Source organism: Funiculus sociatus GB2-C1 (assembly GCF_039962115.1).
Taxonomy (GTDB): domain Bacteria; phylum Cyanobacteriota; class Cyanobacteriia; order Cyanobacteriales; family FACHB-T130; genus Funiculus; species Funiculus sociatus.
Map to the genome: position 1 here is coordinate 1 of NZ_JAMPKJ010000011.1, position 12,550 is coordinate 12,550.

The following is a 12,550-nucleotide window of genomic DNA, read 5'->3' on the forward strand; positions in this document are numbered from 1 at the left end:
CCTGACTTAGCCAAAGCCATAGAGGAAGCATTTAATAAGCTCTCCTTGAAGGACATCCAAAATTGGTTTACACACTGCTGTTACTGTACCTCAGCAGACTAGGAAACGCTATATCACCACTATTAATATTTATTCCACTATTTTCAGGCATTGCTTCTCCTTGATGTTCATATACCCCATGAAAACTAGGTTAATTGAACATTGCTCAGAGACTTCAAAATTAATAATGGTTGTTGGCTGTGAATGCCTGTGATATACTTGGAAAGATCGGGCGATTAGCACAGTGGTAGCGCACATCCTTCACACGGATGGGGTCACTGGTTCAAATCCAGTATCGCCCATATATTTGTACATTAACAAATTATTTGTCACTGATAACAAATTAGTGTCACTGATAACAAATTAGTGTCACTGTTGTACGATGACTGATTAATTGCCATTGCTACCAGATTGCTGTCGTGGTGACGAATTATGTGTCGTTGAGACACATAAAGGTTCCTGAAGTAGCAGTGACAAATTAATGTCATTGTTGCAGGAACTATCTATCTAGATAGTGTGAGGGATGTGCGCCTTTCAATCCACCCTAAAATTTTGAGCCTCAGACATGGAAGGGAGCTTTCAACCCACCCCTAGTGGGGATGGTCGTTGAAACCCACCAGGGGCGGCGATTCGCGATTCATCATACTTTCAACCCACCCCTAGTGGGGATGGTCGTTGAAACGAAAACGAACTTCAATGTTGCTATCGCTCGTAACTGACCTTTCAACCCACCCCTAGTGGGGATGGTCGTTGAAACGATTCATGGGACTCTCCTTATTCAGGGGATGGCGCTTTCAACCCACCCCTAGCGGGGATGGTCGTTGAAACGCAAATAACTTCAGCATCTTGACTGGCTTAATATCTTTCAACCCACCCCTAGTGGGGATGGTCGTTGAACTTTCTGTTTGTTGCCATTGCGGTAGGAGACATACTTTCAACCCACCCCTAGTGGGGATGGTCGTTGAAACCCAAACCGGAGTCCCTGTCTCGGTCTGGCTAACCTTCCTTTCAACCCACTCCTAGTGGGGATGGTCGTTGAAACTTTAAAACCTTGGAAAACACCTTTGAGGAAATGCAGAACTTTCAACCCACTCCTAGTGGGGATGGTCGTTGAAACCGGCAACGCCAGAAGAATAAAGCCTGTTAAGGAAAATTCTTTCAACCCACTCCTAGTGGGGATGGTCGTTGAAACTCTTCCCACCTAGACTCCTTATCCGTGCTGCCTTTTGGGAGCATTTTTGACGGCTCCCGAAAATTCCTGCTCAATCTCCCTAAAAATAGAAAATTGTTGGTTGCCGAAATTCCTGAAGTCAATACTAGACAAGGTTTTTAAGCTTTTGACGGCTCACTGGGATTTTTGCACCCGCTTTGACCCGTCAAAAAAAGAATTAAAGTGGATTCCTCCTTGCTCGGAGGTGATTCGATAGCCACCACTGCGGTAAACCCACACCCTTATTACTGGGAGCGCACCTGATTCCTATCCTCAAGGGATAGCAGCTTCGGGGTGGGCAGCTACCAGGGTCAGAAAGCAAGACTATCTTTCAATAGTCAAACTAACCCAAATTTTTCACAACTCAGCGGCTAATGAAAGCATGAGCTGCGGCGCTATTGCTCTATTCTATTATCAAGGTTCGGGTGGGGTTGTCAATCAAACATTGCGGCGGGCATGATAGGCAGCGATCGCTAATTCTTTTGCCTTGTCCTGGGGACTGCCTCGAATTGGCTGTTGTGCTGACTCGATCGCAATTCCAATCTTTGCGGCTTGATTATGAATGCACTCAATTAATCTGCCATAGCTCCATTGATGGACGCTAGTGCGGTATTGTTTGGCATATTTTTGCTGACCTTCCAAATATTCTGGGCATTTTTGTTCGGCTTTGGCTTGAATTTCGCTTTGAACCATTTCCCGCGTATTGTCTAATTTAGGTAGAACAATACTGCCTGCGTGGTAAGTTTGCGCGATCGCCACAATTGCTTTAGCCAACAATCTGTCAATATACTGCCCCAACTCAGATTCTCCGAATTGATTGAAAGCAGCAATTCTTTGGGCATTGCGGCGTTGATGAGATAAGACTTGTTTTTGTTGCCGCTGTCGGTTGAGTAGTTGGTAATTTTCACCGAGTAGCTGGCGAATGCTTCGGTAGGTGATAGCTTTTCCTGCTAGAGCATCCACTACGGCTACGGTTGCAGGCTTTTCCAGACCCAAGCTGACACCAACCAGTAGGTGAGGTTGACCCTGATATAAAGGTTGACTGGGACGAGGGAAGGGGTTATTAATTCGGGCGAGTGTGGAATTCTTACGCTTGATAAAAGCTTCTTGTTGCTCGTTTAGGTCGCCTTTTTCTTTGGTTTTGGTAAGGACCTTGGTAATTTCAGCAGCTTTCTCTTGCCGCACCTGTTCTGTGCCTTCAGCCGTCCACAAACGGGTATCAACAGAACAATAGAGGATTAGGTGGTGAATGTTCCAGGGGTCGCCTTTGCCCTCTCCCTCTTGCCAAGCAAGTTTGCCACTACGGAGAGTAAATAAGCTACTGGAGTGCTGATTTTTGCTGTCGTGCTTGATTTTTTGGTCTTCTAGGAAACGTTGGAACCAGTGTAGTTGTTGTCGATCGCAATATATTTGAAAGGTATGCTCGCCCAAACCGTTGAATTTTATGCACAGACGACCTTGGGAGTTTTTGAGCCAAGTGATGTCCTCGCTGGTTTCGTAGGTTACAGGAAATGGCACAGCAGAAGATTTTTTCAGGAGATGGTTTTGCCAGGACTTCGCTTGTGCTTCATCTTCAGGGACAGTGCTGGTGGCGATCTCTAATGTTTCTAACCAATTAGCATCGGTCAAATCCCGACCTTTGGGGACTTTAGCGCTTAGCTGTGCCTCTAAACGTTCAATCCGAATTTCAACTTGGCGACGGCGTTTAGCAAATTTTTCTGGGTTTTCTTCTCGATTGCTGACTTTGCAGCCGTTTTTGAGGAGGTAGGCGATCGCACACCGACTTAAGATGTCTTCTGTATTGCGGTAAGCATCGAATAGGCTTTGAGAAAGGCTACGGCTTTGTGCGGTTTTAGTTTTTTTAGTTTTCTTGCCTTGCTTGCTTTTTGGTGATTCCGGGTCAACAGTGTCGGACTGAGGAGCGAATTGAGTCAGAATTTCGGCGGCTTTGCTGCGGAGAGTATCTAAAGTAACACCGCTAGTTTCTAACAGGCCGGTATCGCTCTTGAGCATTTCTAGCCAGCGAGTTTTTCCTTCCAGTTGGTATTGCGATCGCTTCATTAGCGCCAGCCAGGATCGGTAAATATAGTCCACTAATGCGATCGCACTGGTGTAAAACCGCCCCGGCTGACCGATAAATCGAGGGTCAGTTTTGAGCGGGTTGCACAGTTGCTTAACAATACCAGCTTGCAGCTTGCCTTTTTGTCGCCACGCCTCAAAGTCAGGATGATTGCTTACCTGTTCCAGCAATTGGTTAACCAGGGGCGTATTTTTCTGTGCCATCAACTCCCAGAGTTGGCGGCGAGTAGTTTCACTGGTAACTAAACGACACTGAATCGTTATCTGACTCATGAGGTCTTAAAACATCCGTGTTTTAATAATAACGCAAATGTCTAATAAAAAGCTGTGTATAGAATCATGGAATGCAGGAGGCGTTTTTTACCAGCAAACAAGCGGCTGAAATTACAGGTTGTACGCTTCGCCAGTTGCAGTATTGGCGAGAGAAGGGGGTAGTTGTACCTGCAATTAGCGCCACGGGTACGGGACGGAGTGTTTATTACTCGCGTTCGGATTTGGTGGAGTTGGCGGCGATGGAGTATTGTCTGTCCGTGGGGTTGAGTTTTGAGGCAGCAGCAACAACCCTAAAAAAACTTAAGGAGAACGAACCAGAGTTTACGAACCCGGAAAGGCAAAGCAGGTTTATGTTGTGCTGGAATGCTAATGAGCGATCACTTGAACTGGTGGAGTTCGAGCTTTATGTTGCGATCGCATTAATAAAAGAAGGTGAGCTTGTGATTCCTGTGTGGCTGGATCGGATTCATCAGCGGGTAGCGAAGAGGTTAGCTGAGTAGAGCGATCGCGTTTATGGTGATAAAGCATCGCGTCCCAGGAAATTTTGAGGAAAAGCATACATTATCTATGGGCAAACTGACATTACCACAACTTGAACGTCACCTTTTTGCTGCTGCTGATATCCTGCGGGGGAAGATGGACGCTTCGGATTTCAAAGAGTATATCTTTGGGATGCTGTTTCTCAAACGCGCTTCGGATGTGTTCGAGCAGCGCTACGAGCAGATTGTGCAGGATAATCTGAAACGGGGACGCACACCGGAAGAGGCGAAGCAGAGGGCAGAAAACCCCATTAGTTACCGAGAGGCGTTTTTTGTACCAGAGAAGGCGCGGTGGGCGTATATTCGCGATGAGCTGCATCAAAATGTTGCGGATGGGCTGAATAAGGCTTTGGGCACACTTGGAGATAGTAACCAAGCTCTGGCGGGTGTATTGACTCACATTGATTTCAATCGTCAGGCGGGAAGAAGTCGCATTCCTGATGTGAAGCTGCGGGAACTGATTAAGCACTTCAGCAGGTATCGGCTGCAAAATGAGGATTTTGTGTTTCCTGACTTGTTGGGTGCGGCTTATGAGTACCTGATTGCTGAATTTGCCGATTCTGCGGGGAAGAAGGGCGGCGAGTTTTATACGCCGCGTGAGGTGGTGCAGTTGATGGTGCGGCTGTTGAAACCTCAACAAGGGATGTCGGTTTATGACCCCTGTTGTGGTTCTGGGGGGATGCTGATTCAGTCGAAGCAGTATGTGGAAGAGTGCGGCGGGGATGCCAGAAATCTGGCGCTGTACGGTCAGGATAATAATGGCGGGGTGTGGGCAATTTGCAAAATTAATATGCTCTTGCATGGGATTCGGGATGCGGATATTCATAATGACGATACGCTGTTCAATCCCTTACACGTCGAAGGCGGGGAACTAATGCGCTTTGACCGGGTAATTAGTAATCCGCCTTTCTCCCAAAACTATACCCGTGAAGGAATGCAGTTTCCAGGGCGGTTTATGTATGGATGGTGTCCGGAGACGGGGAAGAAGGCAGATTTGATGTTTGCCCAGCATATGCTGTCTGTTCTCAAGACGGATGGGATGATGGCGACAGTGATGCCGCATGGGGTGTTGTTTCGTGGCGGTGAGGAGAAGAAGATTCGTGAGAGTTTTATTGAAAATGACATCCTGGAAGCGGTGATTGGGTTGCCGCCGAATTTGTTTTATGGGACGGGGATTCCTGCCTGTATTTTGGTGATGCGTTCCAAGGGGGCGAAACCTGTGGAACGTCGGGGGCAGGTGTTGTTTATTAATGCGGATGCAGAGTATTATGGGGGTCGCGCTCAGAATTATCTGCGTCCTGAGCATATTGAAAAGATAGCGTTTGTGTTTGAACGGTTTGAGTCTTTCAATGGTTATTCGGCGGTGGTGAGTAAGGAGGAATTGGCAGAGAATGATTACAACTGCAATATCCGTCGCTACGCCGATAATGCACCACCTCCGGAACCCCAGGATGTGAGGGCGCATTTGTTGGGGGGGATTCCGAAAGCTGAGGTAGAGGCGAAGAGTCCTTTGTTAGAGGCGCATGGGTTTAACCCAACTAGGATTTTAGTGGAACTGAAGGTGACTTGAGCCATTGAAGGCAATCATCCTTCTCAAGTTTTACGGCCTGTGGTTTTAGCTTTCTATGATTAATAGGGCGGGTACTACCTACCAAAACCTACATAGCCTTCAAATACCACCCCTGGGACAAACTAGCAAGAAATCTTATGAGTCCTAATGCCTTCGTGGATAATGGCTTTCCTTCAGGCATCGACTTCTGTATCCAATTCCTTTCCAGCCCAGAATTCAATGTTGTAACTCTACGAAAGCTGGCTCCGTCAGCATCAAGTAAGGAAAAGAAGCAAGACCTTGCCTTGCGTGTCGCTCATGCTCTTGAACAAGGTCAACTTACATCGAACCAAGTTCTGCTTGAGTATGTAAAACAACCAAGGATGTGGTTGAGCCTAAAGCAAGGACAATGTGAAAAAACACCCAATCTCAAATCTCCTGCTCAATTACTTAGGGAATTTGGGAAACAGGGTTGGTATGGCCCAATTACAGACTCTACTACTCCTCGGAAATGGTACATTCACATCTCTAAAATCCCTGACTACGTTCGTAGGGGAAGTGGTGAAGCTAGCGAAGTAGACAAACGCTATATTCGGTGGCCTGTCATCGCTGAAGTCCGTCATAATTACGTTGCTCTACATTGGGAGGGATTTACATTCACCGAAATAACCGAAGCTCACACAGATCAAGCAGTGCAGTTTCCCTTCTGGCGTGATATTCATATTCCCAAACTCTTTGATGAACTGACCGAGCACTTGCAAGGTTATTGGGTTCATCCCAATCTTCATCGATTAGTTCTACATGAGATGTGGAACAAATATCTAGAAGATTTCCATTACATATGGCAGCACTTGCTAATTAGGGCAGAAGCAGACGGAGTGGCTTTGAACGCTCGTAGTTCTGGAGTGACTGAAGTTAATGTAAAGGGATTAAAGGCACTAGCACGAAAATTAGCTGAGTCGGCCTCAGAAAGGCTGGGACTTTCAGATAATTGTGAGCAAATAACCCATGTCGAAAATGCTCTCTTGCGTACTCTCATAAAAGAGTGGGGTACTAAGTCATATGAATTTAGCCTGGACAGGAAACCCGATTCGAGCGAAGCTAGCTCTCAAGATGCAGACAATAAGGCTGAATTAGAGAATCTCTTCAAAGCACACTGTTACTTTGGACTTAAGCAGGATTCTACTCAAGATTCTCTTCAGCACCTAAAGTGCCATTCAAGATACTATGGAGGTAGTACGGGTGTACTCAAATTTCTCCTCAGGGAACTTGGACTCCCAGGCTAAGGCAATGCCCAGCTTCATTTGTAAAGGACGGTTAGACTTCCTGTCTAGCGAACAGAAGGCTGAACTTAGTAGGCACTTCAGGAAGCAGGGTACACAAGCCATGCCACATCAGCTTGCTGTTCTTTTGGGGTTGAAATACGCTGACGCGCTTGCAATCTTAACTGTTCTTGAAACAGAAGGGCTTTGCGAAAATAAACTTCTCATTTATCACAGATGCGATCCGGAAGTGCCAGCAGGGGCAATTCCATACGGCAAAGGCTTTCCTGATTTACCGTGGGTTTGTCCTTTGTGTGAAAAGATAATCGAAGATTACAATGAGTTGTCTTTTGATGTCATGGCACAGTCCACTCAGCCAATCGAATTTGTTTAGTTGAACCATGCCTAGTCAAGAGGAACTCGTTCAATCCGTTATCGATGCTCTAGCACTTCTTGACAAAAATGATCCGGCATCAGATAAGCTAGCAACTTATTTGTACATTGCAGACAGAAGACTTTCAGATTATCTCGATCAGCTCAGGGAGTTCACACAACTGGAAAGTCCTACACTTTCGGAAAGTAAAAAAGGCGGTGAGCTGCTAGAACAAGTTGCCTTTCTGGCCTTTCAGGGATTCAAGGGAGTCACAAGTTTAAAGAGCTTTCAGTCAGCAGGCCCTCAATATGATCTTCTAGTTAGTGGAGACCAACCAGCTTGGTTACATGTTTGTAATCTGCTCTATCTTAAAGAAAACCAGAGAGGTATAGTAGTCGAGGCAAAAGCCACAAAGCAACGATTGCCGGACAAACAGTTTGCGCGACTGTGCAGCATCATGGAGCTAAATCTCTCAAGCATAGTTGGCCTTGGAGTGTTCTTCACACTGAAGGGAGCAGCTGGATTCCCTGAAAGAGGAAGCTCTAGACAGCGAATCATCAGAGATTGTCGGCTTCGTCAAGTGCTTTTTCATGCTAAGACCCAGAAATTAATTGTTGTCCTAGATAAAGATGATATTTTTGAGCTAGGTAAAAATGGCACTTTAATTCAGATACTCGTTAGGAAGATTAGAGATTTATGCGAACTAAGTGGTCTTCCAACTCCTCCAGTTGATGAACCCAAAGAGATGATAGATTTACCCAATCACCTGAAGCAACTATACGAGGCTTCTGACACTTAGAAAGATGAGTGAGTGCAATTGCTGAATTATCTTCCACTCTGCAATATCGCTTTGCTAAATCGCCACGTCAGAACACCTGCTGCCACAGTAAGACTGATCGCCAATCCCCACCATAGCCCAACGCCGCCAAATCCTAATACAATCCCCAAGGTGTAGCCGCCGGGCAAGCCAATTCCCCGATATGCCACAATGCCAATCCATAGGGGAATTTGGGCTATGGCTGGCTTTCTCAAAGGCGAATCACAGAGGCGGAGTTAGATGGTCGTAACGCTTTGTCCCTCGATTTGTTACGCAACGCAGTTTTTGCTCGTCACGGACGGCGATTTGTAAATTCAACCTTGCAGGATTATTTCAACAGCCAACCCTGGTACACGCCACGTTATAACCCTGAGCAATTCCCAGCGCGTTTGCTGACACCCATCGAGCGGCACAACGTTGATACGATTCTCCGGTATCAGGAGCGGACTGGACAAAGGTACTTTTGATGGACGTTCAACAAGGGTGCAGCAGTAGCTTGAGCAAAGTCGGCTATTGTGTCATAACGGATGAAAGTTACTCAAGTGTGAATGACCGATTACTTGGATTTTGCTCCTAGTGTTACGGAGCGCTCTCAAATCAAAGCCTTTATCGAATCTGATGTCGGAGTTCAAGCGACTGAAGCGAAGCTCTACGGCGTCTTTTCGGCTTGGTGGCAGTTGCACGCGCCAGGTTTGGGGGAGTTGCCGAAGACGAAGAAGGTGATGGAACTGAGGGCGGAGTTTTTGACTTCGTTTGTTGATAGCCTCGAACCTGTCGGTTTACTTGACCGCTTCAAGGTGGCGGGAGTGGTGGCGAGTTGGTGGGATGAGGTGAAGTATGAACTCAGAACGCTCTCAGAATCGGATTTTGGCGGGTTGGTGGATAGTTGGGTGGATACGATTCGGGATGCTCTAGAGCAAGATGATGAGACGCAGAAGAATCAGACGAAGTTCGACCCGCTCAATCATAAGCTGGTGGTGCGGTTGATGCCGGACTATCTGGAGGAAATTGCTGATGCTGAGGCGAGAATTGCCCAGTTAGAGCAGCAAAAGGAAGCCTTTGAACGGGGGGAAGAGGCGGAGGCGGAAGAGGGAGAAGCCAGCGAGGAGGAGTCGGAGGCGGTTAATTTTGCTAAGGAGTTGGAGACAAGGCTCAAGACTCTGAAAGGTTCGATTAAGGAGCCGAAGAAGGATATTAAGGATTTAAGGAAGAATTCGCCGTTGTTGAATGCGGCTAAAATCGCAGAACTTGAGGCGAGGGTTGAGCCGATGGAAGCGGAAATTGCCGAGATTGAGAAACAACTGGAACCCTATAAGGAAATTAAAAAGCAACTGGCTCAAGCGAAGGGGATACTGAGGACGCTCAAGAATGAATTGGTGAAGCGTTTGGACGCTAAACGTGCGGCGTTAACGGATGAGGACTGTCAGGGGTTGGTGTTGGCGATTTTCAAGGATGGCTTAACGGCTGAATTGGAGCGATATGTCTCGGCTCACCGTCAGCAGGTAATTGTGGCGGTTGAGAATTGGTGGGATAAGTATCGGGTGACGTTGCAGGATATTGAAGCTCAACGGGATGCGGCGCGTCAGCAGTTGAGTGAGTTTTTAAGTGGGTTGGGGTATGCGTGAGACTCTGGTTAAGACTGAGGAGCTTAAGGATTCGCCAGTAGAGAAGATTCCAAAAGATTGGGAAATTGTTTCTCTAAAAAATGAGATTAATATACTTCATGGCTACGCTTTCGAGGGTGAATATTTTTCTGATGAACCTCCCGGAGACGTACTTTTAGTTCCTGGTAATTTCCACAGAGACGGGGGACTTTATTTTGATGATAATAATACCAAGTATTATCGAGGGTTAATTCCTGATGGTACTGTCTTAGAAAACGGACAACTCCTTATTGTAATGACTGACCTCTCGCCCAGAACACTTATTTTGGGGCGAGTTGTCCTGCTAGAATTACCGTTTCGAGTTTTACATAACCAACGAATTGGGAAAATTGTCCCAAAGCTACCCAATACGTGGGACAAGCGCTTTTTGTTGCTTGTGATGAATAGCGACATGGTGCGGCGCAACATCATCAGCAATGCAACAGGTACAACAGTGCGACATACTTCGCCAGATCGGATTCTCGCGAATGTAGTTCCCAAGCCACCTATTGAAGAACAAAGCAAAATTGCCGAGATTCTCAACACGATAGATGAGACGATCGCACATACCTCCTCCCTCATCGCCAAGTTCAAGCAGATGAAGGCTGGACTGCTGCACGACTTGCTGACACGGGGGTTAGATGAGAATGGGGAATTGAGGGATGCGATCGCGCACCCTGAACAGTTCAAAGATTCACCACTGGGACAAATTCCAAGTGATTGGAAGTGTGAGAAGTTGCAACATTTATGTAAAACTCCAATCCGTGATTTTGGGAGTTTTTCAATGACTAACTTAATTCAATTCCTAAATTCAGGTATCCCTTTTTTGAAGTCAGAGATGGTTGAAGAAGAAAATCTAAATACAGAAAACTTAACTTTCATTTCTCTTAAAGTTCACAACTTACTAAAAAAATCATGGGTATATCCAGGCAATATTTTATACAGCAAGATTGGTTCTGCTCTTGGAAAAGCAGTTTTGTATGATGGTCATTTAGGTATTTGTAACAGCAATGCTGCTATTGCAAAAATTGATATTAATGAAACGATTGCCCTACCTATGTATGTTGTCCATATTTTGAACTCAATTGAAGGAAAAGGAAGAATAATGAAAAGTATTGTTAGCCTTCTTCCTAGAATTAATTTAACTGATATCTATAATTTTGAGCTTGCTCTACCACCTATTTCAGAGCAGCATAGAATTATTGAAATTCTTGAGTCAAATGAAAAAAGAATCAATGCAGAAGAAGCCTACTGCGAAAAGCTCAAACTCCAGAAACAAGGACTGATGCACGACTTATTAACTGGAAAAGTGCGAGTCAAAGATGCTTGAACTTAAGCAAGGCAACCTATTGGAAGAAGATGCTGAAGCCCTAGTAAATGCCGTTAATTGCGTCGGCGTTATGGGTAAGGGTATCGCCTTGCAGTTTAAACAGGCATTTCCTGAAAACTTCCAGCAATATAAAAAGGCTTGCGATGCCAAGGAAGTGCAGCCTGGGCAAATGTTTACCGTTCCCACAGGGAAGTTATTCAATCCCAAATACATTATCAACTTTCCCACCAAACGCCACTGGAGAGAAAAGTCAAAAATCGAAGATATTCAGAGTGGACTCAAGGCACTTGTGGCAGAAGTTCAGCGGTTAGGTATTACTTCGATTGCTATCCCTGCTTTAGGATGCGGTAACGGTGGATTAGATTGGTTAGAAGTCAAACCCCTGATTGAATCAGCGTTTGCCGAACTGCCAGAGGTAAAGGCAATTGTTTTCGAGCCTTCTCAGTCACATCTAAACAGAAAAAGACCCTCTAACCCGAAAAATGCGAGTCAAACTACCATAGACTCATATCTTGCATAGTCCCTCAGACTAGAAGTCTGGGGCTATACAACCTAAGTCCGCCTGCGCGGACTCGCTGGAATTCCAAGGGTTAAACCCGCGCAGGCGGGTTTTGTTTGTGTAGCCGCGATTTCTAATCGCCAGACGATGTGAGATAGACCTAACGCAACGCAAAGAGGCATATTATGGCAACACTCACCATCGACAACCTACCCGATGACTTAATGGCACAACTTCAACAACTTGCCACCCAAAATAATCAACCCCTTAACGAACAAGTCATCAGCCTGCTAAAACAAGCCTTACAAAAACCTCAACCTCCCCTAAAATTCCTCATTTCCCCTGAAACTGACCCCACCTGGGAAGAACGCCGAAAAGCAACCCCACAAATTCTTGCTGATATCGAACGCCGTCGAAAAGAACTGCCTTCAGATATTGAATGGCTAGATAGCACCGCCCTGATTCGAGAAGATAGAGACAGCCGATGACAACCCCGATTAAATGCGTCGTTGACGCCAGTGTGTGCATCAAACAATTTGTTCCCGATCCGCTATCTACCAAAGCACAGCAACTGTTTGCCCATCTTGCCAATCCCCTTCAGGAAATTTACATACCCGATCTGTTCTATATCGAGTCTGCTAATACCCTCTGGAGATATGTTCGTGCAGGGCAGTTGACGGCTACCCAAGTTCAAGCGAATTTAGCGACACTCAAAGCCTTATCGCTGCGAGTTGTTTCCACGGCTGAGTTGATGGAAGAAGCGGTTAATATCGCGATCGCTTACGGAATTTCTGCCTACGATGCCTCTTATGTCGCCCTTTCCCACCGAGTCAGTTCTCCTTTGCTAACTTTAGACCAGAGGTTGGTGAATACTTTAGCAACCGCACCCTATGACGTGCGTTTGTTTACCGACTTCTCTGTTCCTCCCTTGCCCTAA

The 12,550-nt window shown here is 46.1% G+C and carries 12 protein-coding genes, 1 tRNA gene, 1 pseudogene and 1 CRISPR repeat array; of the genes and pseudogenes, 12 read left to right on the forward strand and 2 right to left on the reverse strand.

Features of this window, described 5'->3' with window-relative positions; translation table 11 throughout:
• The first annotated feature begins 269 nt into the window (after nucleotides 1-269).
• A tRNA-Val gene (locus NDI42_RS07700) sits at nucleotides 270-341 on the forward strand.
• 274 nt (nucleotides 342-615) lie between these two features.
• A CRISPR array of direct repeats spans nucleotides 616-1,231; the repeat unit is 37 nt; unit sequence CTTTCAACCCACTCCTAGTGGGGATGGTCGTTGAAAC.
• A 456-nt stretch (nucleotides 1,232-1,687) separates the two neighbouring features.
• Here NDI42_RS07700 and cas12k read toward each other — a convergent pair.
• The gene (cas12k, locus tag NDI42_RS07705) at nucleotides 1,688-3,601 is read right to left on the reverse strand and encodes a type V CRISPR-associated protein Cas12k (protein WP_190456710.1); all 1,914 of its coding nucleotides are present in this window, start codon (nucleotides 3,599-3,601) and stop codon (nucleotides 1,688-1,690) included.
• A gap of 71 nt (nucleotides 3,602-3,672) precedes the next feature.
• Between cas12k and NDI42_RS07710 the strand changes: the two genes are divergently transcribed.
• From NDI42_RS07710 to NDI42_RS07730, 5 genes are all read left to right on the forward strand, one after another.
• Nucleotides 3,673-4,101, forward strand: coding sequence for a MerR family transcriptional regulator (locus tag NDI42_RS07710; protein ID WP_190456712.1), 429 nt, complete (start codon nucleotides 3,673-3,675; stop codon nucleotides 4,099-4,101).
• Between the two features lie 67 nt (nucleotides 4,102-4,168).
• Entirely contained in the window at nucleotides 4,169-5,710 is a 1,542-nt protein-coding gene (locus tag NDI42_RS07715) for an N-6 DNA methylase (protein ID WP_190456876.1), read from the forward strand.
• Between the two features lie 137 nt (nucleotides 5,711-5,847).
• The gene (locus tag NDI42_RS07720) at nucleotides 5,848-6,975 is read left to right on the forward strand and encodes a hypothetical protein (protein ID WP_190456714.1); all 1,128 of its coding nucleotides are present in this window, start codon (nucleotides 5,848-5,850) and stop codon (nucleotides 6,973-6,975) included.
• Nucleotides 6,976-6,979: 4 nt separating this feature from the next.
• The gene (locus tag NDI42_RS07725; RefSeq protein WP_190456716.1) at nucleotides 6,980-7,345 is read left to right on the forward strand and encodes a hypothetical protein; all 366 of its coding nucleotides are present in this window, start codon (nucleotides 6,980-6,982) and stop codon (nucleotides 7,343-7,345) included.
• A 7-nt stretch (nucleotides 7,346-7,352) separates the two neighbouring features.
• Nucleotides 7,353-8,123, forward strand: a complete 771-nt coding sequence (locus NDI42_RS07730) for a hypothetical protein (RefSeq protein WP_190456718.1) — start codon at nucleotides 7,353-7,355, stop codon at nucleotides 8,121-8,123.
• A gap of 26 nt (nucleotides 8,124-8,149) precedes the next feature.
• Here the strand turns inward: NDI42_RS07730 and NDI42_RS07735 are convergent, their stop codons facing one another.
• A complete protein-coding gene (locus NDI42_RS07735) occupies nucleotides 8,150-8,311 on the reverse strand; it encodes a hypothetical protein (RefSeq protein WP_190456720.1) in 162 nt (53 codons plus the stop codon).
• Nucleotides 8,312-8,332: 21 nt separating this feature from the next.
• Between NDI42_RS07735 and NDI42_RS07740 the strand changes: the two genes are divergently transcribed.
• The 6 genes and pseudogenes from NDI42_RS07740 (at nucleotide 8,333) to NDI42_RS07765 (ending at nucleotide 12,550) form a co-directional block, all read left to right on the forward strand.
• Entirely contained in the window at nucleotides 8,333-8,608 is a 276-nt protein-coding gene (locus tag NDI42_RS07740; protein WP_190456721.1) for a YARHG domain-containing protein, read from the forward strand.
• An 81-nt stretch (nucleotides 8,609-8,689) separates the two neighbouring features.
• Nucleotides 8,690-9,766: a coiled-coil domain-containing protein gene (locus NDI42_RS07745; protein ID WP_190456723.1), complete on the forward strand. Its 1,077-nt coding sequence runs from the start codon at nucleotides 8,690-8,692 to the stop codon at nucleotides 9,764-9,766.
• Nucleotides 9,759-11,114, forward strand: a complete 1,356-nt coding sequence (locus NDI42_RS07750; RefSeq protein WP_190456726.1) for a restriction endonuclease subunit S — start codon at nucleotides 9,759-9,761, stop codon at nucleotides 11,112-11,114. The genes NDI42_RS07745 and NDI42_RS07750 overlap by 8 nt, the downstream gene beginning before the upstream one ends.
• Nucleotides 11,107-11,595, forward strand: a pseudogene (darG, locus tag NDI42_RS07755) (type II toxin-antitoxin system antitoxin DNA ADP-ribosyl glycohydrolase DarG); the annotation flags it as partial. The gene NDI42_RS07750 and the pseudogene darG, both read left to right, overlap by 8 nt.
• Nucleotides 11,596-11,798: 203 nt before the next feature.
• Complete coding sequence (locus tag NDI42_RS07760; RefSeq protein WP_190456727.1) at nucleotides 11,799-12,101, forward strand: FitA-like ribbon-helix-helix domain-containing protein; 303 nt, start codon at nucleotides 11,799-11,801, stop codon at nucleotides 12,099-12,101.
• On the forward strand, nucleotides 12,098-12,550 hold the full coding sequence (locus NDI42_RS07765; protein ID WP_190456729.1) for a type II toxin-antitoxin system VapC family toxin: 453 nt from the start codon (nucleotides 12,098-12,100) through the stop codon (nucleotides 12,548-12,550). The genes NDI42_RS07760 and NDI42_RS07765 overlap by 4 nt, the downstream gene beginning before the upstream one ends.